Origin of the sequence: Agrobacterium tumefaciens (assembly GCF_017726655.1) — a bacterium.
Taxonomy (GTDB): Bacteria; Pseudomonadota; Alphaproteobacteria; order Rhizobiales; family Rhizobiaceae; genus Agrobacterium; species Agrobacterium tumefaciens_B.
The window spans coordinates 1,747,634-1,773,600 of sequence record NZ_CP072309.1; the positions used below are offsets into that span (position 1 = coordinate 1,747,634).

Below are 25,967 nucleotides of genomic sequence, written 5' to 3' on the forward strand. Positions count from 1 at the left end.
GTCAGTTGCCCTCCATGCGGTTTTCGAAAAGGGTCGAGCGGCGGCCACGCAGCACGATATCGAACTTATAGGCCAGCATGTCCATCGGCAGGGCCGCATTCATGTCCAGCGGTGCGATCAAGCGTTTTATGGCATCCTCATCCGGAATGGTCTTGACGATCGGACATTTCCAGATGAGCGGATCGCCTTCGAAATACATCTGGGTAATCAGCCGCTGGGCGAAACCATGGCCGAAGATCGAAAAATGGATGTGGGCCGGCCGCCAGTCATTGACGCCATTGGGCCAGGGATATGCGCCCGGCTGGATGGTCTTGAACCAGTAGTAACCGTTCTCATCCGTGATGGTGCGGCCGACGCCGCCGAAATTCGGATCGATGGCGGCGAGGTAGCTTTCCTTCTTGTGGCGGTAACGGCCGCCGGCATTGGCCTGCCAGAACTCCACCAGCGCACCATTGACACCGCGGCCACGCTCGTCCAGCACCCGGCCGTGAACGAGAATACGCGGACCAACCGGCATTTCGCCGGGGCGGGCATAGTTGAGGATGAGGTCGTTATCCAGCGGGTTCAGCATGCCATGGCCGAAGACCGGACCGGTGATCTCGCTTTTGGTGCCCTCAAGCGAGATCAGTGCCCGCTGCGGCGAGCGCAGGATCGAGGTCTTGTAGCCGGGCGCATAGGCCAGCGGATGAATATCGCGGTTGCGTGCGAAGAACGGTCCCGTTTCGGGCGGCTGGTTGCTCATTTCGTCTCCTCCTCACTGAAACTATCAGCTTTCATGCCCGCCAGGGCAAGCTTGGCAATCTTGAAAGCATGGTTGGAAGCGGGCACGCCGGCATAGATCGCCACATGCATCAGCGCCTCGCGAATATCCGCTTCCGTGGCGCCGGTATTGACGGTGGCGCGCACATGCATGGCAAGCTCCTCATCCTGTCCCAGCGCTGCTAGCAGGGCAATGGTGACGATCGAGCGCTCACGCTTCGTGAAATGGGTGCCGGACCAGACCGTGCCCCATGCCCCTTCGGTGATGAGTTGCTGGAACGGCTGGTCGAAAGCCGTCGTCAAGGTCTGCGCGCGGTCGACATGGGCGTCACCCAGCACCGAGCGGCGGGTTTTCATGCCCTGTTCGAAACGTTCGTTCTTGTCGATATGGTCCGCCATCGGTCAGTGCTCCGGCAAGGTCTTCAGAAAAATGCTAACTGCCTGCGTGTAGGCAAGCGGCTGTTCAAGGCAGGGGATGTGGCCGCAGCCGGTAACGGTGTGGAAGCGGCTCGCGGGGATAAGAGCCGCCAGCGATTGCACCAGCTCCGGCGGGGTCGAGCCGTCCTGATCGCCCGCAACACAAAGCGTCGGCACGGCGATGCGGCCTGCCTCTTCGCTGAAATCCGCGTCACGAATGGCGGCACAGGTGCCGCTGTAACCGGCCTCGGGCTGCTGGGAAAGCATGTTGCGGGCACCGGCATAGGCGGCATTGTCCTGACGGCGGAAGGCGGGCGTGAACCAGCGCTCCATGACGGGATCCACCAGCGACGCAAGGCCATCGGCGGCAATCTTGTCGATACGGGCATTCCACATTTCGGCTGTGCCGATCTTATGCGCGGTATTGCTGAGCACCAATGCGCGTCCGAGATCGGGCCGGCGCGCATAAAGGCCCTGCGCAATCAGCCCTCCGACAGACAGGCCCCAGATGACCGCGTTTTTGACGCCAAGATGATCGAGAAGCGCAATCAGGTCGCGTGTGTGATCGTCGATCGAATAGGGAGCACGACCGACGTCGGAAAGCCCGTGGCCGCGCTTGTCGTGCAGCACGTAGGTGTAGTCATCACCCAACGCCTCGATCACCGCATCCCAGATGCGGAAATCGGTCCCTAGCGAATTGATGAAGGCGATGACTGGTTTGCCGGTCTCCAATCCCTTGGCGCGGTAATGGATGACGGCGTCGTCGCAGCGCAGAAAATGCATGGCATCCTCCTCCTGCAAAGTATATTGCAAGCCAGTTCCGGTTAAGTAAAATGACATTATAGACGAAAATCATAACCTGTGGATTATACAAAGCGATGGTCGATCAGCGTATCAAATTCCGGCACCTGCAGAGTTTCGTGGAGGTTGCGCGACAAAAAAGCGTCATCCGTGCCGCAGAAATCCTGCATGTCAGCCAGCCGGCGGTGACGAAGACCATTCGCGAGCTCGAAGAGATTCTCGGCGTTTCGCTGTTCGACCGGGAAGGGCGCGGCATTCGCATCAGCCGCTATGGCGAGGTTTTCCTGCGTCATGCCGGGGCGACGATGACGGCGCTGCGCCAGGCGGTCGATTCGGTGTCGCAGGAGGCGGCGCGCGCCGGTCCTCCGGTACGGGTGGGCGCTCTGCCGACGGTTTCGGTCCGCATCATGCCGAAGGCAATGGCGGGCTTCCTGGCGGAAAAGACCGGCAGCCCGGTGAAGATCGTGACGGGCGAAAACGCCGTTTTGCTGGAGCAGCTTCGCGTCGGCGATCTCGATCTCGTCGTCGGCCGTCTGGCCGCACCGCAGAAGATGGCGGGTTTTTCCTTTGAACACCTCTATTCGGAAAAGGTGCGCTTCGTGGTGCGGGCCGGCCACCGGCTGCTGTCACCCGGGCTCTCCGTGTTCGATCACCTGCAGGAATATCCGGTGCTGATGCCGACAAGGCAATCCGTCATCGGCCCCGTCGTCGAACAGTTTTTGATCGCCAATGGCGTTCCGGCCCTGCCGATCCGCATCGAAACCGTATCCGACGCCTTCGGCCGCGCTTTCCTGCGCACCAGCGATGCGATCTGGATCATCTCGGAGGGAGTCGTGGCGGCGGATGTGGCCGATGGCATCCTCGAAATTCTGCCGGTCGAGACCGGCGATACCAGCGGCCCGGTGGGACTGACGGTCCGGGCCGATACGCAGCCCTCGCTGCCGCTCTCGCTGCTGATGCAGGCCGTCCGAGAGGCGGCGGGCGAGTTGGTGGATGGGAGGGCGGAGGCTGGTTCTTAGTAAGGCAGCCCCACGTAATTCTCCGCAAGCGCGGTCGAGGCAGCACGCGATTGCACGAGATAATCTAGCTCCGCCTCCTGAATGCGCTGGCCGAAATCCCCCGTGTCCGGGAAACGATGCATCATCGTCGTCATCCACCACGAAAAGCGTACGGCCTTCCAGACGCGCGAAAGTGCCTTCTGCGAATAGGCATCGATGCCGGCTTGCGACCTGTCGCGATAAAATTCGATCAGTGCTTCGCTCAGATAGTGGACATCGCTGGCGGCAAGGTTAAGGCCCTTGGCGCCCGTCGGCGGCACAATATGGGCGGCGTCCCCCGCTAAAAACAGCCGCCCAAACCGCATCGGCTCGCTGACGAACGATCGGAGCGGCGCGATGGATTTTTCGAAGGATGGGCCGGTCACCATGACATCCGCATGGCTTTCTGGCAGGCGACGGCGGATTTCATCCCAGAAGCGCTCGTCGCTCCAGTCTTCCGGCCGGTCCTCCAGCGAACATTGAATGTAATACCGGCTGCGTGTGTGCGAACGCATGGAGCAGAGCGCAAAACCGCGCGGATGGTTGGCATAGATGAGTTCGTGGTTGACCGGCGGCACTTCGGCGAGGATGCCGAGCCAGCCGAAGGGGTAGACCTTCTCGAATTCCTTGATCGCGCCTTGGGGCACGGATTTGCGGCTCACCCCGTGAAAACCATCGCAGCCGGCAATGAAATCGCAATCGATCCGGTGGCTTACGCCGTCTTTCTGATAGGTGACATAGGGACTTGCGCCATCGAAATCATGCGGTTCGACATTGGCGGCGTCGTAGATGGTCACGAGGTTTGCTGCCTCGCGCACATCCATCAGATCATGGGTCACCTCGGTCTGGCCATAGACCATGACCTGGCTACCGCCGGTGAGATCGAAGAGATCGATGCGGTGGTCTCGACCATCAAAGGTCAGCGAAAAACCCTCATGCGGCAGGCCCTCGCGGCGGAGGCGCTTATCCGCGCCGACCTTTTTCATGAGCCGCACGGTGCCATCTTCCAGCACGCCGGCGCGAACACGGCCGAGGATATAATCCTTGCTGACCCGATCGAGAATGACGGTCTCGACGCCGGCTTTCGCCAGAAGCTGGCCAAGCAGAAGCCCAGATGGGCCCGAACCGATGATGACGACCTGTGTACGCATTGTTTCCTCCCGAACTTCTCTGCGGTCAAGAAATTGACCAGGCGTCGCCGGAAGCTCAATGGACTTTCTGATCCGTAAATTGCACAATCCGACCATCAGCCGCAGAAGGGGGATGAGATGCGGGCGACCGCCAACGAAGCGCTTTATGGCGAGGAGGCCGCACAGGGCAGCGATTTTCGCTTCCATTGCGAGACGCTTTTTTCTCGGAGCAGCCTGCACCGCTTTGAAATCGGTCTGCACCGCCATGCCGCCTTTCTACAAATCTTGTACATTTCTGGTGGCGAGGGTGATGCCTTGCTGGAAGGCAGCATCGAGCCCATCCGGCCGCCGGTGGCCATCATCGTGCCGCCTGGCTTCGAACATGGCTTTCGTTTTTCACGCGATATCGGCGGCGTGATCGTCACCATGCTGCCTGGCGCGCTGACGCCATCGGTGCAGGCGCTGTTGCTGCGGAATTTTCAGCAGCCGGTGCTTCTGCCCTTGCGGGATTTTGCCGAGGGGGAGTGCCTGCGCAGCGGGTTCGAACGGATTTCTACGGAATATGAGGCGCGCGAGATTGGCCGCGACGCGATGATCGAAGGCCAGCTCGCCACCGTGCTCACGCTTCTTTCGCGGGCGGCGCGGCCGCTTGCGGAAACGAGCGGCGATGGCCTCGCCGAGCAGCGTTTCGAACGGTTGCTGTCGCTGATTGCCCGCCATATCCGCGAGCCGCGGAAAGCCGGGTTTTATGCAGGGAAGCTCGGTCTGTCCGAGACCCATCTCAACCGGCTTGTCCGTTCGGTCTCCGGCGTCAGCCTGCAGCGGCTGATTGCCAAGCGTCAGATCGAAATTGCCCAGCAGGAACTGGTCTTCACCGTCTTGAGCGTCCAGATGATCGCCGAAGGGCTTGGTTTTGCCGATCCCGCCTATTTCAACCGCTTTTTCAGGCGGGAAACCGGCATGACACCGCGCGCCTGGCGTCTGGCAGAACAGCGCAAAATGGGCGATACCGGCACGCGGCAGGCCCTGCCTCAGCCTCAGACCAGCATTCTTGCCAGTTCACGCTGAACGGAAAGAAGCGCCGGCAGGTAACGCTCCACCAGTTCCTCCATCGAAGCGACGGAGGCGGCGAGCCCGACATTCAGCGCAGCGACCGTCTGGCCGCGCACGCTTTTCAGCGGCACGGCGATGGAGCGAAGGCCGATTTCGACTTCCTGATCGATCAACGCATAACCGCGATGGCCGGTCACCTCGATTTCGGTGAGCAGGGCTTGAACATCGGTGATGGTCTTTTCCGTACGGGCAACCAGCCGGGAGGCTTCGAGAATGTCGCGCTGGCGTTCGGGCGGCTGAGCGGAAAGAAGAACACGGCCCATCGAGGTGCAATAGGCGGGCAGGCGCGACCCTGGCATCAGCGCAATGGACATAACCCGCTGCTGGGCGGCGCGGGCGACATAAACGATTTCGGTTTCGTCCAGGATGGAGACGGAGGTGCTCTGGCCGATCTCCTCAGAGAGATGGTCGATGAGCGGTTGAACGATTTTCGGCAGCGGCATGGTGGCGAGGCAGCCGGTTCCGAGCCGCAGCACCTTCGGCGTGACGGTAAAGAACTTGCCGTCATAGGCGGCATAGCCAAGCTCCGAAAGCGTGAGCAGGCAGCGGCGCGTCGTGGCGCGGTCCAACCCGGCGATCTCGGCGGCATCGGAGATGGAAAGCCGCGGGCGCTCGGCGCTGAAGGCCTCGATCACCCGCAATCCCTTGGCGAGGCCGCCCATCATGTCTCTTTCGCTGACGGCCATTCCGGAGCTCCATTTGTGCGATATGCGAACAAAAGTCATATAACGCACAAATTCCTTGCCGTCCAGGCGATTTCGGCTTTACTTCATGGCCAAGCAGCCCTGCCGGTCCATCCGCTCGGCTGAACGGAGGTTTCGAGAATGGACAAGACAATCAAGAGCGCCGAAGAGGCGCTTTCCGGCGTCAGTGACGGTTCAACGATCATGATCGGCGGTTTCGGCGGCTCCGGCGCGCCGATCGAGCTGATCCACGCACTCATCGACAAAGGCCCCAAGAACCTGACTGTCATCAATAACAATGCCGGCAATGGCCGTATCGGCATCGCCGCGATGATCGATGCGGGCATGGTCAGGAAGATGATCTGCTCCTTCCCGCGCTCTTCGGATCCGCGCGCCTTCACCGATCGCTATCTGGCCGGCGAAATCGAGCTGGAACTGGTGCCGCAGGGCACGCTTGCCGAGCGCATCCGCGCGGGCGGTGCGGGCATTCCGGCTTTCTACACCCCGACCGGGTTTGGCACTGAACTGGCGCAAGGCAAGGTTATCGCGGAGTTTGACGGCCGCTCCTATGTGCAGGAGCGCTGGTTGAAGGCCGACTTTGCCATCGTCAAGGCCGAGCTTGGCGACACCTATGGCAACCTTATCTACAACAAGGCCGGGCGCAATTTTAACCCGTTGATGTGCATGGCCGCGAAAACTACCATTGCGCAGGTCTCGAAGATCGTCGCCGCCGGCGAGATCGATCCGGAGCATGTCGTGACGCCGGGCATTTTCGTCAACGGCGTCGTGGAAATTCCCGATCCGCAACAGGAAGAAGTCCTCATTCGCGCGGGAGTAGCCTACGCATGACTCAGACAATCGACACACGCGAAGACATCAAGCTTTCCAACGCCCAGATCGCCTGGCGTGCGGCGCAGGACATCGAGGACGGCGCCTACGTCAATCTCGGCATCGGTTTTCCCGAAATGGTGGCGCGCTATCAGCCGCCCGGCCGTCAGGCGATCTTTCACACCGAAAACGGCATCCTGAATTTCGGCGAAGCGCCGCCGGAAGGCGAAGAGGACTGGAACCTCATCAATGCCGGCAAGAAAGCCGTGACGCTGAAGCCGGGTGCGGCGTTCTTCCATCATGCAGACAGCTTCGCCATGGTGCGCGGCGGACATCTGGATGTGGCGATCCTCGGGGCCTATCAGGTGGCCCAGAATGGCGATCTAGCCAATTGGCGCGTCGGTTCCAAGGGTGTGCCGGCCGTCGGTGGGGCCATGGATCTGGTGCATGGCGCCAACCAGGTCTTCGTTATCACCGAACATGTGACCAAGAATGGTGAGCCGAAGCTCGTCGAGAAATGCGCCTTCCCGCTGACCGGCGTCGGCTGTATCACTCGCATCTATACCAGCCATGCGGTGATCGACGTGGTGGACGGCCGTTTCGTGCTGCGCGAAAAGCTGCCGGCGATGACATTCGAGGAATTGCAGGCCATGACCGGCGCGCCGCTTCATGTGGATGGCGCGGTTGCCGATCTCGTCGCGCCGGAACTTTGAGGAAACACCGATGACCGAAGCCTATATCTGCGATTATATCCGCACGCCCATCGGCCGCTTCGGCGGCGCGCTCTCCTCCGTGCGGGCCGACGATCTCGGCGCGGTGCCGCTGAAGGCGCTGATGGAGCGCAACGCTTCCCTCGATTGGGAGGCCGTCGAGGATGTGATCTTCGGCTGTGCCAATCAGGCAGGTGAGGATAATCGTAACGTCGCGCGCATGTCGCTGCTGCTTGCCAGCCTGCCGGTTTCCGTGACGGGAACGACGATCAACCGGCTGTGCGGCTCAGGCATGGATGCACTCATCGCGGCCGCCCGCGCCGTCAAATCGGGCGAGGCGGAACTGATGATCGCCGGCGGCGTCGAGAGCATGAGCCGCGCGCCCTTCGTTATGCCAAAGGCGGAAAGCGCCTTTTCCCGTAACGCCGAAATCTACGACACTACCATCGGCTGGCGTTTCGTGAACCCGCTGATGAAGGCGCAATATGGCGTCGATTCCATGCCGGAAACGGGTGACAATGTCGCCGTCGATTATCAGGTCTCGCGGGAAGATCAGGATGCCTTCGCCGTGCGCAGTCAGCAGAAGGCGGCCGATGCGCAGGCCAATGGCCGTCTCGCCAGGGAGATCGTCTCGGTAACGATCCCGCAGCGCAAGGGCGATCCGCTTGTCGTTTCGAAGGACGAACATCCGCGCGCGACCAGTCTCGAAGCATTGGCGAAACTAAAACCCGTGAACAAGCGGGACGGTGCAACGGTGACGGCGGGCAATGCCTCCGGTGTCAACGACGGTGCGGCGGCCCTTATCATCGCTTCAGCCGAGGCGGCAAAGAAATATGGTCTCACCCCCATCGCCCGCATTCTCGGCGGTGCCGCCGCCGGCGTGCCCCCGCGCGTCATGGGCATCGGCCCGGCGCCGGCCTCGGCCAAGCTGCTTTCGCGGCTCCGGCTGAAACAGGAGCAGCTCGATGTGATCGAGCTGAACGAGGCCTTCGCCAGCCAGGGCCTCGCCACGCTTCGCCAACTCGGCATTGCCGATGACGATGCGCGGGTGAATGCCAATGGCGGCGCCATCGCGCTCGGCCATCCGCTCGGCATGTCGGGCGCCCGCATCGCCGGCACGGCGGCGCTTGAACTGTCGCTGACCGGCAAACGGCTGGCGCTCGCCACCATGTGCATCGGTGTCGGGCAGGGTATTGCCGTGGCACTTGAGCGGGTCTGATCCTCGTTCAGCCTGGGCGATCATTCCGGTCGTTTAACGCTCGCGCCGTTGGCGCGGGCGTTTGCATGTGTGGACGCTGGACTGGTCGCCAGATCGGCTTTACGCTTGGAAAAACTCCTCTCATCAACGAGGTTTGCATGCGTTTCGCCATCAACCACATCACCGCGCCCAAGCTTTCCCTCGAGCTGTTCTTTGCAACTGCCCGCACGCTCGGCCTCACCGAAGTCGAAATCCGCGGCGACCTGCCTGACATCGTCGGCACGGTGGAGCCGGCTGCCGTGAAGGCGGCGGCTGAAAAGGCCGGCGTGACGATCATCTCCATCAACGCGCTTTATCCCTTTAACGTCTGGTCGGGTGACCTGCCGCAGCGCGCCGTCGCCATGGCCGATTACGCGCAAGCAAGCGGCGCCAAGGCGCTTGTCATGTGTCCGCTCAATGATGGCACGGCGGTGTCTTTCGATGAGCTTGTCGCGGCGCTAGAGGCTATGAAACCTTTGCTTCTGGACCGCGGCCTCACCGGTCTTATTGAACCACTCGGCTTTCCTGCCTCCTCTCTGCGCACCAAAACGGAGGCCGTGAGGGCAATCGATGCAGCCGACGGCCATAACGTCTACAGGCTGGTGCATGACACCTTCCATCACCATCTGGCGCGTGAGAGCGTGTTCTTTCCCGAGCGGACAGGCCTCGTACACATTTCCGGCGTCACCGACCCCACCGTCTCCGTTGCAGACATGCTGGACGCCCACCGCGTGCTTGTTGACGCAGACGACCGGTTGGAGAACGTCGCGCAGATCAAAGCGCTTGAGGCGGCAGGTTACGATGGCGCCTACAGCTTTGAGCCGTTCGCCAAGGAAGTGCACGACCTAAGAGATGTTGCTGATGCCGTGAAGCGCAGCATGGATTTCATTTCAGCGTCGATCTGAGCTGACGCTCGGTGCTCTTGATTTTCAGACAAAGGTAGATGCCGGCAACTACCAATATAAGGGCGGAAACCTATCCAAAAATGCTCAACCGTTGTCGGATCAGGCCCAGCCCTTCAGCGCTCGCCCTGAGTAGTAGCTCGGCGTTGTGGCGCGGTAGATGGGAATGCTGGCGGCACCAAGGTGAGGAAGGTCGCTCATCAGGGATTTGCGTATTTCCGGTGGCTCGACAAAAAAGTCCTCGCCCAGCATCTCAAGGGATCCGATCCTCTGCACGATATGGTCGAGGATCCAGTCAGGCAGCGATCCGCCAAAAACGATGGCACCGGGATCCATCGTTCGCGCCACGGTCAGCGCCAGCAAGCGAAGCTGGTCTGTTGCCCGTTCAAGCCACGCGATCACGGCGGGATGATCCCGGTAGCTCTCATCAATATCCTTCAAACGCCTGATATCCATGCCGTGGGCGGCCAGCGTGTCGCAAAGGTCCTGTCCTGACGGGCGCGGATGTGATTTTGGAAACAGGCCGCCAAATTCGCCAGCATTGCCGTTCGTGCCGCGATAAAGATGACGCTGGACCACCACGGCACCGCCGATGCCATAGGTCAGCCAGATCATCGCGAAGTTACGGATGCTCCGGCCCGCGCCATAATAGAGCTCCGATAGAATGACGGTATTGCCGTCATTCTCGTGAAACACGGGGACATCGAAATAGGGTTGAAAGTCTTTGTCGACGTCAATGTCGTGCCAGCTCTCGAATTGCTTGATACGGAAGACATGACCGCGGTCGCGCGTAAAATGGCCCGGAAAGCTTATGCCGCAGCCAAGCACGTCTTTCTTTTTGACCTTTGCCTTTTCCAGCACGTGCCGAGCAGCGTTTTCTGCCATCTGCATAATGTGTTCGAAGCCGAAGTCCTCCAGATCAGATCTGAATTCCTGCCTTATCGTCCCGTTGAGATCGGCGACGCAAACCCTTAGGTCGTCCGGATTGAAATACACTCCCAGGGTGAAAAGCCCGTCGGGGTTGATTTCTATGGCGGTGGACGGCTTGCCCCGCTTTCCCTCACTGCGCGCTTCCTCCGCTTCACGGATGAGGCCAGAGTCGAGCAGGTTGGCCGTCAGGCGGGTGAGGGTTGGTGCGGAGACATCCATCTCGCGCGCAAGTTCGATGCGCGACATGCCTCCCTTGCCGCGCAGGATTTCTAGCAGACGCCGCTCATTGTAGCCGAGGTCGATCACACCATTCTCCTGCGAGACGAAATAACGGATGAATAGCGCAAACTGAACGATTGTACAGCGATTTTGCACCTCCTTAAGAGCGAGATGGCCCGCCCAGGCACGGCGCTGTACCCACAAATATCTTTATTTATCAGCATTTTAAAATATTCCCGACAATCTACGGCAAATGCGCCTTGACTTATTAATTTACGTAAAGAAAATAAATATCAGACGGCGAGCGGCGATGCCAATAAGATCAAGAAAATATCGCAGGGCCTCGTGTGTCAGGGAACAAAAAAACGGAGCCCCTTATGCGTCAATCATGCACTTTCTTCGCGCGCCTTTTTGCCGGCGCAGCATTCATTGCCAGTGCCGCTCTTGCTCATGCGGAAGGTACGGTCGTGGTCTACTCGGCAGCCCCACAGCAGCTCATGGATGAGTTGCTGCCGTTGTTTGAGAAAAAGACCGGCACCAAGGTCGAGCTTGTTAAAGCCGGATCGGGCGAGCTGATGAACCGTATCAAGGCGGAAAGCGGCAAGGCCGCCGGCGATGTGATCTGGAGCGTTGACGGCACCGTCATCGACTTTTCTGCCGATCTGTTCGAACCTTACAAGCCTGTTGAAGCTGCCTCGATCAACCCTTCATTCTCACCCAGTGCAAACTGGGTTCCTTTCACCGCTGTCGTGACTGCGTTTATCGTCAACAAGGAAGCGCTTAAAGGCGCGCCGGTTCCGACATCCTGGGCCGATCTTGCCAAGCCTGAATACAAGGGCATGATCTCGTCGGCGCGAGCCGACCAGTCCGGTTCCGCCTACATCCAGCTGGCGACGGTATTGCAGGATTTCGACAGTGAAGAGAAGGGCTGGGAAATTTATACCGGCATTCTCGGCAATTCCGTCCTGTCGACCTCGTCCGGCGCTGTTCCGCGTTTCGTCAATGATGGCGAGCAAGCCGTCGGCATCACCCTTGAGGATGCTGCCCTGCGGTACAAGCTAGGCAACGCTCCTGTCGAGATCGTCTATCCGAAAGAAGGCACCGCAATTGCTCCTGACGGAATGGCGCTCGTCAAAGGCGCGCCGAACGCTGAAAACGGCAAGGCCTTCATCGACTTTATCGTCTCCAAGGAAGCGCAGGAAGTCGTCGTGAAAGCCGGCCGTCGCTCGGTCCGTACTGACGTTCCCGCGAATGCGGCTCTGGTTCCGCTATCGGATGTTCCTGACGCAAAGTATGACTTCAAGTGGGCTGCTGACAACCGCGCGCGGCTGATGGAGAAATGGAACGAGATCCTTCTCGACGTCCAGTAAGTAAACAGTCAGGAGGCGGTGCGTCAGCGCGCCGCCTCGTGCTTATCTCGTACACTTCAGCATTTTTGTCTTGTCCGCCGTGGTCGTGTGCCGCGCAGGATATGTCATGGAGCAGCACATGGCCGCCGTTGAAATTACCAATATCAAAAAAAGCTACCGCGATGTCGTTGCTCTTTCCGACATCAATATCTCCATTCCGTCAGGATCGTTCTTTACACTTCTTGGCCCGAGCGGTTGTGGGAAGACGACCCTGTTGCGGACGATCGCCGGTTTCCACCAGCAGGACAGTGGAAGCATCAGTATCGAAAGACAGGCAATCGAACATGTGCCTGCCCATAAGCGCGACGTCGGCATGGTCTTCCAGGACTATGCTGTCTTTCCACACATCTCCGTCTTCGACAATGTCGCTTTTGGTCTCAAACAGCGGAAAGCATCCTCCACCGAAATCCGCGAACGCGTCGGCAAGATCCTCGATATTGTTCAGCTTGCTCCCTATGCCAAGCGCATGCCGCACGAACTTTCTGGCGGCCAGCAGCAGCGCGTCGGGCTTGCGCGGGCACTCGTCATCAACCCCAAAGTTCTGTTGATGGACGAGCCGCTATCCAACCTTGACGCAAAACTGCGCGTGGACTTGCGACGAGAACTGCGTGAAATCCAGCAGGCGATGAACATCACCACGGTTTATGTCACCCATGATCAGGAAGAGGCGCTTGCCATGTCCGATCTGGTCTGCGTCATGTATGGCGGTGTCATTCAGCAGGCTGCCCCCCCATGGGAAGTCTACAACAATCCCACCAATCGTTTCGTCGCCTCTTTCGTGGGCGCAAACAATTTTCTGACGCTCGAGCGCGCGGGCACAAAGACGTCTATCTCCGGCAATGACGTGGCATTGCCGCAGGCCGATGCGGTTTCGCCACAAAGGAAGATCGTCGCAGCGATCCGTCCGGAAGCGATCTCGGTCGGCCCGGCTGCAAGCTCCGATCATGACCGCATCGAATTGCCCGTGACCATCCGTCAGGTCAGTTTCACCGGACGTGAAATGAATGTGGCGGCCGTACTCTCTTCGGGCGAGGAGATCGAGGCAATAACCAAGCCGTCGCCAGAGATTATCGCCCTTGAGCCGAACCAGAAGACAACCTTTTCCTGGCGGGCGGCCGACACACAGCTGTTCGGTGAAGGTGTGACCGGGGAGCGCTTGTCATGACAGATATGACCGCCGCTTCAACGCCCGGTAGTTCCCGCCTGCGGCTGCCGGGTTTCTGGACAAGTGTCACGGCGCTAGCCGTGATCCTGCTGGCAATTTTTCTGATCCTGCCGATCTTCAGTGTATTCTTCATCAGCTTTTTTGACGCCAAAACGGGCGCCTTCGGTCTCAGCAACTATGCAGAGGTGTTCACACGGCGTTTTTATACCGTTGCGCTCTGGAACACCTTGCTGATCGGCGTTCTGGGCATGCTTGGCGCGTGTCTGCTCGGTATTCCGCTTGCATTTTGCACGTCGCGTTATCGCATCAAGGGACGCACATTCATCGCGACCTTTGCGGTTCTGGTCCTCTGCGCGCCGCCCTTTATCGGTGCTTATGCCTGGATCATGCTGTTCGGCGCCAACGGTGCGGTCACCAACCTTTTGTCTTTTGCCGGCATCACATTGCCAACGATCTATGGAATTCCCGGCATCGTCATGGTCTTCAGCCTCAAGTTCTTCCCGTACATCTATCTGATGACGGAAAATGCTCTGAACACCATCAACAAGTCTTATGAGGATGCGGCGGAAAACCTTGGCTGCACAGCCTTCGAGCGCTTCCGCAAAATAACCTTGCCCCTGGTTTTTCCCGCCGTCAGCACCGGGGCGATCATCTGCTTCGTGCTTTCGATCGCTGACTTCGGAACACCCGCCATTCTCGGCAAGGGCATCCGGACGCTGTCGACGATTGCTTATGCGCAATATACCTCCGAAATGGCGGGCACGCCGACCATGGCCGTCACGATTTCAATGGTGATGATCGGGATTTCCATGGCCGCGCTTCTTCTGCAACGGCACATTCTCGCCAAGCGCCGCTACGCCAGCTCCCTGACCAACCGACCCGTCAAACAGTCAATGCGCCCGCTGAAGTCATTCATCGTGCACGGTTTCTGCTATCTGGTGGTGTTCATTGCCATGCTGCCTTCTCTCACGGTCATCTATACGTCTTTCCTGGCGACCAACGGCCCCGTCTTTACCGGTGGCTTTGGGTTGGACAGCTATGCTCGCATCTTGAGGGATTCCCCGCAGGCCATCGCCAATAGCTTTACCTTCGCGCTGGCTGCAGTGGTGCTCATCGCGATTGTCTCCGGGCTCCTGTCCTTTATCGTCGTTAGGCGCGACAACGCCGTTTCCGGCTCGCTCGATCTGTTGTTGATGGTGCCTTATCTCATTCCGGGCGTGGTGATGGCGATCGGTTACGTCACGACGTTCCGGTATCCGCCCTTCGATATCACCGGGACGGCGCTCATCATCATCCTTCTGGTGTTCATACGCCGGCTGCCTTACGGCGTCCGATCCACGACATCGATCCTGAGGCAGATCAAACCGTCGATCGAGGAGGCGGCGGTTAATCTTGGAGCTTCACCTGCAAAGACATTCCTGTCGGTGACGGTGCCATTGATGCTGCCCGGTCTCATCATCGGTTCGCTGATGAGCTTCATCACCGCCATCAACGAACTCTCTTCGACCTTGATCCTTTATACGGCGCGCACCATAACCATGCCGGTCCTGATCTACATCCAGGTGATCGACGGCGAATTCGGGACTGCGGCCGCGCTTTCGACCGTGCTTCTGGTCAGTACCGGGATCTGCGTCTTCGTCGTCTTTCGCCTTTCGGAAGACAAGGAAGCCTCCTTCGTCTGACCTCTTACGCTCCAGAAAAGAAAATAGCTGCGGCGACCGACGTGTCGCCGCCCGCTCCCCTCTGCAAGGAAATTAACAAGATGAATATCGCGAGCTTTTCGCAATCGAAATACAAGAATGCCGCAACGCCGGGGGACGATGTGGCAATCATTCTTCCAGGACGGGTAACGGCCGTTTTTGACGGCGCCACCGATCCGACCGGGGCCAGTTATGACGGGCTGAGTTCCGGCCGTATCGCCGCACTTGCCGCAGCAAACGCGGTCGCCGAGATGAGCATAAAGGGCACCTTGCAAAGCTGCGAGGCGGCAGCCCTGTTTCAAGGTATCAGCGACATCCTGAAGTGCGAGGCAAACCGCATCAATGCAAGCCATCCGCCGTCTACGACGCTCGCGATTGTTGCAGATTTGGGTGACAGTTTTCGTCTGCTTCTAGCCGGTGATTCCGGTGTGCGTCTCAATGGCACTAGGGTGCTGCAGCACTCTAAAATAATCGATAAGGTTAGCACGTCAGCCCGTATTCATGTGTTCAAACAGTTGTTCGCGTTGCTCGGGGAGGGGGATGCTGCTGAGGCAAAAACCCGGGCCACCATATTTTCCGGCCTTCGCGCTGCGGTTAAAGCCGGGATTATGACGATGCCGGAAGCCGAAAACGTCGTCGCCGCAGCCGCCGTCGCAAGCGGCCTCCAAAACGACATGGACGCGGTCGAAGAGTTCCTGATGGGCGGCATTCGCGTCCAGCCACATTATGCAAACAGGCAGGGCCATGTTCTCGGTTACGCGTCGATTAACGGTGGGCAGGTGGCAGGGGAGGGCTTGGTCGATCTGTCCCTGGCCAAGGACACGATCACAAGCCTCGAAATCTTCTCCGATGGTTATCTGTCATTGCCGACCGGTGTAGACGTTGCCGATTGGGAGGCGGAATTTGCCCGTGTCGAGGCAGCGGATTTTCACAAGCTCGACGAATTCCCATCCGTGAAGGGATCGACATCCAACGAGTTCAGCGACGACCGGACGGTAATATGCCTGAAGACTCGGTCATAAATCTGCGGCGGCAGGTATTTCGTCGCTGGCTTTCTTCCACCAGGTTGCAAATCCCATGATTGACTGCCGGGCTCTCGCCACTTTGTGGGGTGTTAAAGCCTTCTGAAAGACGCTGTGTATCTGAGGTCGTCGCGGGAAAACCCTTGATAGAGTTAGCTCCTCATCTCTGTGCCGGCGTAGGAGCGATCGCTCCAAAGCAGGGCTTTGCGTGAGGGATCCGGGATCGATTCGGTGATGGCGCCAACAAACAGGATGTGGTCGGCGGCATCAACGGAGCCGATGAGCTCGCAATCAAGGGAGAGTAACGCCCCGGCAAGCCGAGGGCTTCCTGAAGGCCAGGAATCCCACTGGCCGATCGAAAACCGATCCGGCAGGTTTCCCTTCCCCGCGAAAACGTCGGCGATCTCTTCCTGGCCCCTGGACAGCGCGGCGACGGAAAACCGCCGGCTTGCGGCTACGAGGTCGACCATACGGCTGCTGGCGTCGATGGAGATCATCAGAAGCGGTGGCTCAGCGCTGAGGGGCATGAAGGAGGTGATCGTGCGTCCGATCCGCTCACCCCCATGGGCGGATGAGGCCACCGCGACGGTGAAGGCGAGGGCGCTCATCGCGTCCTTGAACTCAAGTGGTGAGACTGCCGGCGTAGCGGAGGCTTTCAGCGGAAGATGCGCGTGAATGACCGCACCGCCATCGATAAGCTTGAGATTATGAGACATGCGACGCCGGGCTAACCGCCCGCTCCCGGATTTTTCGAAAAAATGGAAAACTTGGCCGCCGCGCCATTCATGATATCGGCATTGTCTGGCGGCGCTCTCTTTTGATGCACGCGCGGCCAGATGCCGGAATAGTGGCGGTTAAGGTCGAGCCAGACATGCAGTCCCGGCTCCGTATCTGGCCTGATCGCGGCGGCGGGGCACTCTCTCTCGCAAATGCCACAGTCGATACATTGATCGGGATGGATGACGAGCATGTTCTCGCCTTCATAAAAACATTCGACCGGGCAGACGTCCACACAGTCCATATATTTGCAGGCGATGCAGTTTTCGGTGACGACATAGGGCATCTGGGTGCTCGAACGGAATGGCAGCCCGACGGCGGCTGTCCGGCTGCGCCTGAGCCGACAGGCCGCACGAGGTAGCGGCGCCGGCCAGATTGGTTCAATCAGGTCAGAGACGGCCGGCAACCGCCTGCCAGTTCACCAGATTATCGAGGAAGTTCTCGATATAGGCCGGGCGCTTATTGCGGAAATCGATGTAGTAGCTGTGTTCCCACACATCGCAGCCAAGAAGCGCCTTCTGTCCGAAACATAGTGGATTGACCCCGTTTTCAGTGCGGGTGATTTTCAGTGAACCATCGGTATCCACCACCAGCCACGCCCAGCCGGAGCCGAACTGGGAAGCGCCGGCAAGGGCGAAATTCTGCTTGAACAATGCTACCGAGCCGAAGGACTGTGTCAGCGCCTCTTCCAGCACCTTGGGCATCGCATGATGCTCACGCCCCATGATTTCCCAAAAGAGAGTGTGGTTCCAGTGCTGGGAGGCATTATTGAATATGCCTGATTGTGCCACCGCACCCTTCTCATAGGTGCCTCGGACGATCTCTTCGAGGTTCCTGTTTTCCCATTCGGTGCCTGATATCGCCTTGTTGAGATTGTCGACATAGGCTTTGTGATGAAGATCATGATGGAACTTCAGCGTCTCCTCGGACATCCCCGAGGGGGCGAGCGCATCATGGGCATAGGGCAGGTCGGGAAGCTGGAAAGCCATGGGGTATTCCTTTGTCAACTGTTCGCTCAAGAGCATGAAAGAGGCTTGCGAAAACAAGGTGACAGTACTTCTAGGACCTCAATCGCGGTTGAGGTCAAGCGGTTTTTTGACGCCATGCCAACGGCGTGCCGCCGTACTGGTGAGGCAGGCCAGCCAACGGGACGGCGATACGGTTTGCTTGCTTTTGCGCCTAGAATTTCTTGCTGACGCCGAGTTTCGCGCCTGCTGATGTTTCCCCATCGCCCTCTATGTTGAAAAGGAGTGCTGCATCAAGCGACCAGTTTTCTGCCGTCTCCATGGAAACACCCGTCGTGAGGGAGCCAAATGCGCCAGATCCGTCAAGACTTGAGACACCGACAGTACCCCCGAATCTCGGTGTGACGATCGAGCCGTTCTCAAGCGCAATCTGACGGGCAACCTCCGCGCCGAGGCTGACGCGGAGCTGTTCTTCGCGGAAACCTTCCAAGTCTATCCTGTCGCCGGCATCATTCCCCACGGCGTAATCGTCAACTGTCTCGGAAAAATAGACACCACGAAGTTTCGGCGTGAAAGTCGTAACGTCATCAATATCCCATCGACCGGAAATCGACGTGTCGAACAGCCAACGTGTGGTATCGAACGACCCGTCCCAGAAGGGCGTATCGATGTCATTTGCGGACCCTCCATAAAGAAGGCTACTGTTCCAGAAAATTCCCTGAGCGATTTCGAGCGATGCGTTCGGGCCTAGGAGCCAGCCGTTGCCGGTCAGTTCATTGTCACCATCGGTGGGGTCGGTCGTCCGGTCGAAGTGAAACGAGAAGCCTAGCAGAGCTTTGTCGGAAAGCAGATAGTCCACGCCGGCCGAGACCATGGCGAAACTGCCCCATTTGCTGCCCGATTCATCACGATTATGAACCAGAAACGTCCCGTCCAGCCAGATGTTGAAGGCTGGCAGTTCGCTCTCCGTCACCCCATCGGACCTTTCGCGGGCAGCTTCAATCTGGGCGAGGCTGGTGGAAAAGCCGAGGACCATCCCTTCACCGGACGGTGTTGCGCGGGAGGTCACGGCCTCCGTTGCACTTGCCATCTGCCGGCGTTCCAGAAGGCCCGGAACCTTGATGGTTGAAGCAAGAAGATTCTGTCTTGTGCTGACGAAACCGTGCACGAGGCGGTCTATCTCTCGTTCGACCGCATCCTCGTTATATGTCTTGATATCGTACGTGATTGTCGCCTCGTTTGACACTACTGTTGCGGTTTTCAAACGGAAGCCGACCCTCGCGGCGCCCTTAAACGCAGGGTTCGGTACGAATTTCAGGTATAACCCCGTCGATTGGACCGGGCCAGCCTGCGCGAACTCGCCATATACGATAGACGCCTGCCCGGCACCTTGTGGGGTCACGTACGTCAGATCGGCGCCCGTGAATGGGCCTCCCGTGGCTTTTGCGGTGAGATTGACATTTTTCGGTGCCCCGTCTTTCACCTCGATCAGCTGATCTTCGACACTCACTTCACGTGGTGTCACCTTCAGCGTATAGCCAACAGAAAGCGTGCTTCCGCGCGCATCCCGCACCTGGATGGTAAAGGCGTAATCGCCTTCTGTTTCGGTTTCTAGCGGCCCGGTCAGTTCGCCGGTCGACACGTTGAGCACCATTCCGCGTGGCAACGTTCCGCCGATGAGACCGTATATGACCGGCGCGGTGCCCCCCGAGGCAGTTATGGTCTGGCTGTAGGCTTCACCCGCCATCGCATCTTTCAGTGCACCGCCGGCGGGCGAGAGTGAAAGCGCGCCGGGAGGCGGCGTTACCGTCAAGGTAATGGTGGCGGTGGAACTGCCCGACGAATTGCTGACGGTATAGGTGATGCTGTCGGTACCGGAGTAGCCGCTTGCGGGACTGTAGGTGAGACTGGTTCCGGCTACCGTTGCGGTGCCATGTGACGGGCCAGCGACGAGGACCAGCGCGTCGACCCGGCCCCCGGAAAGGTTTAGCGGGACAGAGTTACCGGTACTGTCAGCAGCCACGGTCACTGCGCTGTCGGTTGCGACCGGGGCCTGCGTCAGCACGGCGATGTTGTAAATCGCCGACGCTATTACATCATCTGCGTCTCGCACCGTCACACTGAAGCTTGCGACGCTTTCCGCCGTCGGCACGCCAGCGATTTCGCCCGTTGCTGCATTCAAGCTCAAGCCGCTCGGAAGCGTGCCGCCGACGGCGTACTGATAGGGTGCACGTCCACCTGAAACCGAGATGATGGCACTGTAAGGTACGGCAGTAAAAGCATCGGCCAGTCGTCCGGGAGCGGGCGAAAAAACAAGTGTCGTTGCGGTCACATTGATATTGACTGTCGCTGGCGCAGACGTACCACTGACATTGGCCGCAGTGTAGGTAAAGCTGTCCTGACCGGCATAGCCCGGCGCCGGCGTGTAGCTGATCGTGGTTCCAGTTGCGGTCGCCGTGCCATGCGCCGGTGCAGTCGCAACACTAACCGTGGTCGCTGCGCCGCCCGTTATGTCAAGAGGAAGGACGTTGTTGGATGAATCCGGCAGGATCGTGACCGAAACATCGTTTGCAATGGGCGCCGCTGGGTTGACCGTGAAACTACGCGTTACCTGCGTTGCGGCGAGGTAATCGTCGTTACCTGGCTGATCCGCGTTGATCGTGCAGGTTCCGGTCGACACAAATGCCAAGATGCCGGTCGTTGTAACCGTGCAGACGGCTGTGGTGCTGGATGTGAAGACAGGCGTCAGGCCGGAATCGCTTGTCGCTGTCAGAGTGGGCGTCGTACCGAATGTCTGCGTGCCGGGATTGGCGAACGTTATCGTTTGGGTTCCACGCGGCGTAATGCTATTTGATGCTGTAGAGGCAGAGCCGAACCCTACACTGTTTTCGGCTGTAACGGTGAAGGTGTAGCTTAGGCCGTTAGTGAGACCGGTAACAATGATTGGACTGCTCTGCCCCCTTACAGGCGCTACATCTGCGGGGATTGTGGTTACTACGTAGGACGAAACAGAGGTGCCGCCGATTTTCTGCGGAGGCTGAAACGATACCGATGCCTGCGTATCGCCAGCGGTTGCAGAGACGCCTGTCGGCGCATCGGGAACGGTGGGGGCGACGTTGATGGAATAGGCCCGGCTACCTGTTTCGCCATTTGCATCTGTTGCGGTAATGGTGAAGGCCGTATTCTCAGCTGCTAACGGCGTACCGGAGACCACGCCAGCGGACGACAGTGTCAAGCCATACGGGAGAGCCCCCGTGGTTACCGAAAGGACTAGGGGGAGAGCGCCACCCGAGGCAGTCAGTGTCTGGCTGTAGGCGGTATCATAGGTTGCCGCGGGAAGACTGGTCGGATTGATTTCGATGACGGGAGCGGCGATTGCCATCGAATAGGATTGCGAGCCTGTACCGCCCGTGGAATCCGTTGCGGTCACCGTAAATGGGAAATTGCCGCTTCGGGTAGGGGTGCCGCTGAGTTCCCCGTTGGTTGTCAGCGAGAGACCGGGCGGAAGCGAACCAGCCGATACCGCAAAACTGTGAGGCCCCGTACCGCCAATAGCGGTGAGGGTCATCGGTCCGTAGGGCTGGTTGTAAACAGGCGTCGAAAGCGTGACAGGCGTGATTTTTATCGGATCATATGTGACGGTGTTGTCTGTGCTCGTAGACGCCTCATTGGCGAGCCCAGCCAGTGTGGTTACTCGCCCAGCCGGAACCGTTGCAGTCACAGTTCCTGCTTGGCTCATGCCCGAGATCGCTATGCTGTAACTCGGTCCCGACCCCGTTATAGCCACGGTGGTGGCGCCGGCTGTTCCGGAAAGCTGAACGTCTGAAGGAGAGAAACCGGTGATGGGCTTATCAAAAACGACGTCGAACAGGATCGGAGAGAGAGAGGTCGGGTCAGCCTGTGTTGCCGCCTGGTTGATAGTCACGGCCGGTTTCGTCTCAACCGTATGATTGTAGCCGGAGGCCGTTCCGGAACTGCAACCGCTGCCACCCGAATACGACGCGCTTACCGCATACGTGCCGGACGCAAGGCCGGAAGTGCGAAACGTTGCCGAAGATGCTGGGCTGACCGGGCCTGTAGGTGACAAGCCGAGACTTGCCGATTGCGATCCGATCGAAATGTTCACGCTTCCTGGAGGCGACTGGCCGGCGTTGCAACCCATCGAGGAGACCGTCGCGGTAACGTCGACTTCCTCTCCCGGTTGGGAAGGATTCGGGGACGACGTCAACGAGATAACTACCGGTCCGCCTGCAGCGGCTCGGACCACCACCGTGTTGCTCGTCATTGTCACGCTGCCGTTGCCGCCAATTCGCGTACCGGTGAAAGTCGCAAAATCCGAGAATTGTCCCGACATGACATCGAGGGAATCCACAGAGTAGATTGCGGTGCATGTCAACTTGTTCGGATACTCGAGACCACCACCAAGGCTCGGACAGGAAACACTTGCGCCCTTGATAGAGGTTGAGGTGGGATTAATGCCCGTAATAGTGTAAGAGCCGGGGTCGATGACGTAATCAAAACGGACCCCGTCCCCTTCGGCATTGAATGTCGCTGGAGAAGCCGAAACCGATACAGACTGGGCCAAGCTGGCCGTTACCGAAACGGTAACGAGCGCCAGACCCAGCGAACCCGCCGTCCGGATCGCACGAAAACTCGACGCCGCACCACGGGCAACGTCACTCCACCAACTACGCCCGCTGCCCATATGCCCCCCAGCATTAGAATGTGCGAATATGCGAGACTTTGCTAGAGATGATTGGAGGTGGGAGTCAACCTTTGCTTGAATAAATCACAGGTGCTTCTTGCTATTTGCGGACAGCGTGTCGTTTTTGCCCCATCTAAAGGCGAAAAGTCGCTGCAACCATGAGGATTTCTGTTCACCGCCCAGCCCGTTCCACCATGTCTACCCAATCCTGAAGCGCTCTTCGAATTGCCGAATCCGCATCTTCACCGCGGGTGAACGCCCACCACGTGTGCGCGCCCTGCCAGACGGCGGCCATCTGCCAGCCGAGACTGGCTGCGGATTGTTCATCTTTCGAGACCCGGCGCCCCAGCGATTGTGCGAGAATCTCGCCCCAGAGGGCACCTTTCGCCCTGAGTTTGGGATTGCGGATATCTTCTCTAAGCAGCAGGAGCCCGTCACAGGCGTTCTGTTCTGCAGCGTCGCCCGGAATAAGTCGCATCAGCAGGGATATCGCGCCCAGTGGGGTCAACGGCTCCTCCTCGTCCGCTGTCCGCGTCTGCGTCAGCAGGTTGTCCCACGCGCGCATCAGCACAGACTCCACGAGGTCTTCGCGGTTGCCGTAGCGCTGTACCAGCGTAGCGGCAGAGAGGCCACTGGCTTTGGCCGCGGCAGCAAAGGTCAGGCCGTCAGGCCCTGTCTGCAACATCAGCGGCAGCAGGGCGTCAAGTACCTCTTCATCGGAAACAAGCTTGTGTCTTGGCATGAGGATATTTATAAACGAATATTCATTTATAAATCAAGGAGGGTGGAATGGCGATCATTCGCGGATATATAGCTGCCAGTCTGGACGGCTTGATCGTAGCGGGAGACGGGTCTCTCGACTGGCTCTACAAGTATGACGACACGGACCTCGGCGAGCATGATTATCGCCTGTTCCTGAAGGGGATAAGGACTGTGGTCATGGGGCGGGCGACCTATGATTTCATTGCCGGGGAGCAGAGCCCCTGGGCCTATGACGTCCACCGTGTCATCGTCGTCACGTCGCGGCCGATCGAGCAGCCGAAAGGCGCGCTGGAAGTGCGCGCCGACCTGGATTCGCTGATCGAGGAACTGCGTGCTCTCGATGACGGCGATGTCTGGATGCTCGGCGGGGGGCGGCTGCAGATGGCCTTCATGGAGCGCGGCGCGCTGGATGAGATCGAAATATATGTGATCCCGGAAATGCTCGGCTCCGGCCAGCCGCTCTTTCCTCTGACCGGTTATCGGGCAAGCCCGACGCTGATAAGTGCAACGGCAATCGACAAGGGCTGTGTGAGATTGCATTACCGCTTTTCATGACGCTCCGGCGACCAGGAACCGCAGCGGCCAGGATGAGACTCAAAGCCCCAGGAATTTGAAAGGTGGAGCCTCCTTCAGGCTGTCATTCGCCATGCCGGAATAGATATGGATCTGATTGGGGCCGAGGTCGAGTTTCTTCACCGTACCCGTCTCTTTGGAAAGATCGAGCTTCGTCAGGTCAATCCAGAAAATATTCGGTGTCAGCGCGGATTCGAAGAAATACAGCTTGCGCTTGTGATCGATCACCGTGCGCCAGCGCGTGGAGGATATGTTGGGCTGGTCCGGGGTCGTGATGCCGTAAGGAACGGAGACGTTGCGGATGACACTGAACACGCTTGCGATGGCTTCGACCGGGTTTTCGCTTTTGGGTATTGCGTTTGCGTAAAAGGATGCGCGGGCGAAACGGTCGGACGCGCGGTTCGTGCCCGGCAGCATGACGGTGCCGCCGATCTGCGTCCAGTATTCGTTCAATGCCAACTGATGGTCGAAAGTCGGCGAATTGGTCATCACCTGATACTGGCGGCCGTGATGGATGACCTGCTTGCCATCGATATATTCAACGATCGCACTGTCGCCACTCCCATCGGAGAGCGATAGATGCAGTGTCGCCAGACGCTCTTCGCCGGGGACATTATCAGTCACGATCGTGAACGGGTTTTTCTCGAGCGCACGCACCGCTTCCTCCACGGTCGCGAAATTGTCGAGTACATATTGCGCCCATGCTGCGATAGACAAGCCCGGAGATTTCCCGTCATAGACGGGATAACTCGACTCAACGAGCCAGAGAACGTTGGCCGCCAGGCCTGCCTCGTTCATGCCGTCCGTCGTGGAAATGTCGTAACCCGATGCAATGACGCTGCCATATTTCGACGTCCATTTTATGGAATTCGGACCGGCCTCACCGGAACGTTCCATGCCGCGGGGGAAAGCCCAGATATTTGTCCCCACATCCGTTTTCCAGTCCATCGAACGGGCCGTCATCACCTGATTATTTTCGCCCAGATAAACGAAACGCGTGCAGGCTTCCGCAACTGACGTGGTGAGCGTGGCGATGGAAAACATGGCGGCGGTGAAGGCAGAGAAAAGCGGCAGGGTCTTCGGGCGCATTTAAACGTCTCCGGTGCTTTCGGTACAAGATACAGCGTATGATAGAAGATCGGACTTGTTGGCGGGAGTCAAATAGGTTTAGCTACGGGCGATTAGTTGGGGAGAAGGCATTGCTAAAATTATCGGTTTTTGCGGTCTTTATGGCCTTTTCCGCAACTGCGGCCTCAGGCGCGGATGAGGTTCGTGCCGCGCCCGCAACGGTTGATGGAGCCGATTGGGCGTTTCAGGCCACGGGTTATCTATGGGCCACTGGTTTGAACGGCAACATCTCGCCGTTCCGGCGGGCGCCGACGCTTCAAGTGGAAAAATCCTTCTCCGACGTTGTGGAAGATCTCAACTTCGGCGGTTTTCTTAACGTCTGGGGCCGTTACGACCGCTTCGTCCTCTCCGGCGACATCATGTATGTCGATACCACGGACAGCAAGGCGGCCGGGCCGCTGCCAGCGCTTCAAATTCCCGGTTTACCGACCTTGCCGGCAGGCGCTGCAATCGATGCAGATGTCGACACGCAGGAATTCATGGCGACGCTGCAGGCCGGATACCGCCTCGTTGACGCAGATGGTTTTTCGCTTGACGCGTTGGCCGGGGCTCGCTTCTGGCATATTTCCAACGAGGTGGCGGTGACCGCCAGCCATCCTTTGATCGGCAGCGTGTCCGCCACCCATAAGGAAAGCTTTGGCTGGATTGATCCCGTCATCGGCGCGCGCGCTTTTTTCGGCCTGACGGATAAACTCTCCGTTCAGGCGCAGGTGGATATCGGCGGCTTTGGTGCGGGATCCGATCTCACCTGGTCCGCCTTGGCGACGGTCAACTACATCTTTACCGACTCATTGTCGGTCTCGGCCGGTTATAAGGTGCTCGATGTCGATTATTCAGACGATGGTTATGTTTTTGAGTCCCGATTGAGCGGGCCTGTGATGGGCCTAACTTACCGGTTCTAATCAGTGTTTGTCTTAGCCTCCGCCATGATGGGTCCACGGCCCAGAAGACGGAGGCGACCGGCGCAACAGCTAGTTAATGCTATGTAGCAGTCA

The 25,967-nt window shown here is 58.8% G+C and carries 24 protein-coding genes; 12 read left to right on the forward strand and 12 right to left on the reverse strand.

The window, feature by feature from the left end:
- Position 1: 1 nt before the first annotated feature.
- Genes pcaH through pcaD form a run of 3 tightly spaced genes read right to left on the reverse strand, consistent with a single transcriptional unit; the run spans position 2 to position 1,959 of the window.
- On the reverse strand, positions 2 to 742 hold the full coding sequence (pcaH, locus tag AT6N2_RS22270; RefSeq protein ID WP_209091473.1) for a protocatechuate 3,4-dioxygenase subunit beta: 741 nt from the start codon (positions 740 to 742) through the stop codon (positions 2 to 4).
- Complete coding sequence (gene pcaC / locus AT6N2_RS22275) at positions 739 to 1,158, reverse strand: 4-carboxymuconolactone decarboxylase (protein ID WP_209091475.1); 420 nt, start codon at positions 1,156 to 1,158, stop codon at positions 739 to 741. The genes pcaH and pcaC overlap by 4 nt, the downstream gene beginning before the upstream one ends.
- A gap of 3 nt (positions 1,159 to 1,161) precedes the next feature.
- Complete coding sequence (gene pcaD, locus AT6N2_RS22280; RefSeq protein ID WP_209091476.1) at positions 1,162 to 1,959, reverse strand: 3-oxoadipate enol-lactonase; 798 nt, start codon at positions 1,957 to 1,959, stop codon at positions 1,162 to 1,164.
- Positions 1,960 to 2,054: 95 nt separating this feature from the next.
- On the opposite strand from pcaD, the gene pcaQ reads away from it, so the two are divergent.
- On the forward strand, positions 2,055 to 2,996 hold the full coding sequence (gene pcaQ, locus AT6N2_RS22285) for a pca operon transcription factor PcaQ (protein ID WP_209091477.1): 942 nt from the start codon (positions 2,055 to 2,057) through the stop codon (positions 2,994 to 2,996).
- Here the strand turns inward: pcaQ and pobA are convergent.
- Positions 2,993 to 4,165 carry a 4-hydroxybenzoate 3-monooxygenase gene (pobA, locus tag AT6N2_RS22290; RefSeq protein WP_209091478.1) on the reverse strand — a complete coding sequence of 391 codons (1,173 nt, stop codon included), beginning with the start codon at positions 4,163 to 4,165 and terminating at the stop codon, positions 2,993 to 2,995. The genes pcaQ and pobA overlap by 4 nt on opposite strands.
- 117 nt (positions 4,166 to 4,282) lie before the next feature.
- On the opposite strand from pobA, the gene AT6N2_RS22295 reads away from it, so the two are divergent.
- Positions 4,283 to 5,212 (forward strand): helix-turn-helix domain-containing protein, encoded by a 930-nt coding sequence (locus AT6N2_RS22295; protein WP_209091479.1) that lies wholly within the window; start codon positions 4,283 to 4,285, stop codon positions 5,210 to 5,212.
- Here the strand turns inward: AT6N2_RS22295 and AT6N2_RS22300 are convergent.
- The gene (locus AT6N2_RS22300; RefSeq protein WP_209091480.1) at positions 5,182 to 5,943 is read right to left on the reverse strand and encodes an IclR family transcriptional regulator; all 762 of its coding nucleotides are present in this window, start codon (positions 5,941 to 5,943) and stop codon (positions 5,182 to 5,184) included. The two genes, AT6N2_RS22295 and AT6N2_RS22300, sit on opposite strands and share 31 nt — an antisense overlap.
- A gap of 138 nt (positions 5,944 to 6,081) precedes the next feature.
- Between AT6N2_RS22300 and AT6N2_RS22305 the strand changes: the two genes are divergently transcribed.
- The 4 genes from AT6N2_RS22305 (at position 6,082) to AT6N2_RS22320 (ending at position 9,620) form a co-directional block, all read left to right on the forward strand.
- Positions 6,082 to 6,789, forward strand: a complete 708-nt coding sequence (locus AT6N2_RS22305; RefSeq protein ID WP_209091481.1) for a 3-oxoacid CoA-transferase subunit A — start codon at positions 6,082 to 6,084, stop codon at positions 6,787 to 6,789.
- Complete coding sequence (locus tag AT6N2_RS22310) at positions 6,786 to 7,481, forward strand: CoA transferase subunit B (protein ID WP_209091482.1); 696 nt, start codon at positions 6,786 to 6,788, stop codon at positions 7,479 to 7,481. The genes AT6N2_RS22305 and AT6N2_RS22310 overlap by 4 nt, the downstream gene beginning before the upstream one ends.
- A 10-nt stretch (positions 7,482 to 7,491) precedes the next feature.
- Positions 7,492 to 8,697: a 3-oxoadipyl-CoA thiolase gene (gene pcaF / locus AT6N2_RS22315; RefSeq protein ID WP_209091483.1), complete on the forward strand. Its 1,206-nt coding sequence runs from the start codon at positions 7,492 to 7,494 to the stop codon at positions 8,695 to 8,697.
- Positions 8,698 to 8,834: 137 nt separating this feature from the next.
- A complete protein-coding gene (locus AT6N2_RS22320) occupies positions 8,835 to 9,620 on the forward strand; it encodes a TIM barrel protein (protein ID WP_209091957.1) in 786 nt (261 codons plus the stop codon).
- A gap of 99 nt (positions 9,621 to 9,719) precedes the next feature.
- On the opposite strand, the gene AT6N2_RS22325 is transcribed toward AT6N2_RS22320, so the two are convergent.
- On the reverse strand, positions 9,720 to 10,853 hold the full coding sequence (locus AT6N2_RS22325) for an ROK family transcriptional regulator (protein ID WP_209091485.1): 1,134 nt from the start codon (positions 10,851 to 10,853) through the stop codon (positions 9,720 to 9,722).
- A gap of 290 nt (positions 10,854 to 11,143) precedes the next feature.
- Between AT6N2_RS22325 and AT6N2_RS22330 the strand changes: the two genes are divergently transcribed.
- The 4 genes from AT6N2_RS22330 (at position 11,144) to AT6N2_RS22345 (ending at position 16,062) form a co-directional block, all read left to right on the forward strand.
- Positions 11,144 to 12,136, forward strand: coding sequence for an ABC transporter substrate-binding protein (locus tag AT6N2_RS22330; RefSeq protein WP_209091487.1), 993 nt, complete (start codon positions 11,144 to 11,146; stop codon positions 12,134 to 12,136).
- A 106-nt stretch (positions 12,137 to 12,242) separates the two neighbouring features.
- Positions 12,243 to 13,340: an ABC transporter ATP-binding protein gene (locus AT6N2_RS22335; protein WP_233282569.1), complete on the forward strand. Its 1,098-nt coding sequence runs from the start codon at positions 12,243 to 12,245 to the stop codon at positions 13,338 to 13,340.
- A complete protein-coding gene (locus AT6N2_RS22340) occupies positions 13,337 to 15,022 on the forward strand; it encodes an ABC transporter permease (protein WP_209091489.1) in 1,686 nt (561 codons plus the stop codon). Before AT6N2_RS22335 ends, AT6N2_RS22340 begins: the two co-directional genes overlap by 4 nt.
- Before the next feature lie 80 nt (positions 15,023 to 15,102).
- Positions 15,103 to 16,062, forward strand: a complete 960-nt coding sequence (locus AT6N2_RS22345) for a hypothetical protein (RefSeq protein ID WP_209091491.1) — start codon at positions 15,103 to 15,105, stop codon at positions 16,060 to 16,062.
- Positions 16,063 to 16,214: 152 nt separating this feature from the next.
- Here the strand turns inward: AT6N2_RS22345 and AT6N2_RS22350 are convergent, their stop codons facing one another.
- The 5 genes from AT6N2_RS22350 to AT6N2_RS22370 all read right to left on the reverse strand — a co-directional run bounded on the left by AT6N2_RS22350 (position 16,215) and on the right by AT6N2_RS22370 (position 23,251).
- Positions 16,215 to 16,778 (reverse strand): flavin reductase family protein, encoded by a 564-nt coding sequence (locus AT6N2_RS22350; protein ID WP_209091493.1) that lies wholly within the window; start codon positions 16,776 to 16,778, stop codon positions 16,215 to 16,217.
- An 11-nt stretch (positions 16,779 to 16,789) separates the two neighbouring features.
- Positions 16,790 to 17,125, reverse strand: a complete 336-nt coding sequence (gene fdxA, locus AT6N2_RS22355) for a ferredoxin FdxA (RefSeq protein ID WP_004438973.1) — start codon at positions 17,123 to 17,125, stop codon at positions 16,790 to 16,792.
- A gap of 103 nt (positions 17,126 to 17,228) precedes the next feature.
- The gene (locus tag AT6N2_RS22360; RefSeq protein WP_209091495.1) at positions 17,229 to 17,828 is read right to left on the reverse strand and encodes a superoxide dismutase; all 600 of its coding nucleotides are present in this window, start codon (positions 17,826 to 17,828) and stop codon (positions 17,229 to 17,231) included.
- Between the two features lie 190 nt (positions 17,829 to 18,018).
- Entirely contained in the window at positions 18,019 to 22,389 is a 4,371-nt protein-coding gene (locus tag AT6N2_RS22365; RefSeq protein WP_233282570.1) for a putative Ig domain-containing protein, read from the reverse strand.
- Between the two features lie 292 nt (positions 22,390 to 22,681).
- Complete coding sequence (locus tag AT6N2_RS22370) at positions 22,682 to 23,251, reverse strand: TetR/AcrR family transcriptional regulator (RefSeq protein WP_209091499.1); 570 nt, start codon at positions 23,249 to 23,251, stop codon at positions 22,682 to 22,684.
- Positions 23,252 to 23,298: 47 nt separating this feature from the next.
- Between AT6N2_RS22370 and AT6N2_RS22375 the strand changes: the two genes are divergently transcribed.
- Positions 23,299 to 23,826 (forward strand): dihydrofolate reductase family protein, encoded by a 528-nt coding sequence (locus AT6N2_RS22375; protein ID WP_209091501.1) that lies wholly within the window; start codon positions 23,299 to 23,301, stop codon positions 23,824 to 23,826.
- Positions 23,827 to 23,865: 39 nt separating this feature from the next.
- On the opposite strand, the gene AT6N2_RS22380 is transcribed toward AT6N2_RS22375, so the two are convergent.
- Positions 23,866 to 24,933, reverse strand: a complete 1,068-nt coding sequence (locus tag AT6N2_RS22380) for a linear amide C-N hydrolase (protein ID WP_209091503.1) — start codon at positions 24,931 to 24,933, stop codon at positions 23,866 to 23,868.
- Between the two features lie 140 nt (positions 24,934 to 25,073).
- On the opposite strand from AT6N2_RS22380, the gene AT6N2_RS22385 reads away from it, so the two are divergent.
- The gene (locus AT6N2_RS22385; protein WP_209091961.1) at positions 25,074 to 25,874 is read left to right on the forward strand and encodes a hypothetical protein; all 801 of its coding nucleotides are present in this window, start codon (positions 25,074 to 25,076) and stop codon (positions 25,872 to 25,874) included.
- Positions 25,875 to 25,967 lie beyond the last annotated feature (93 nt).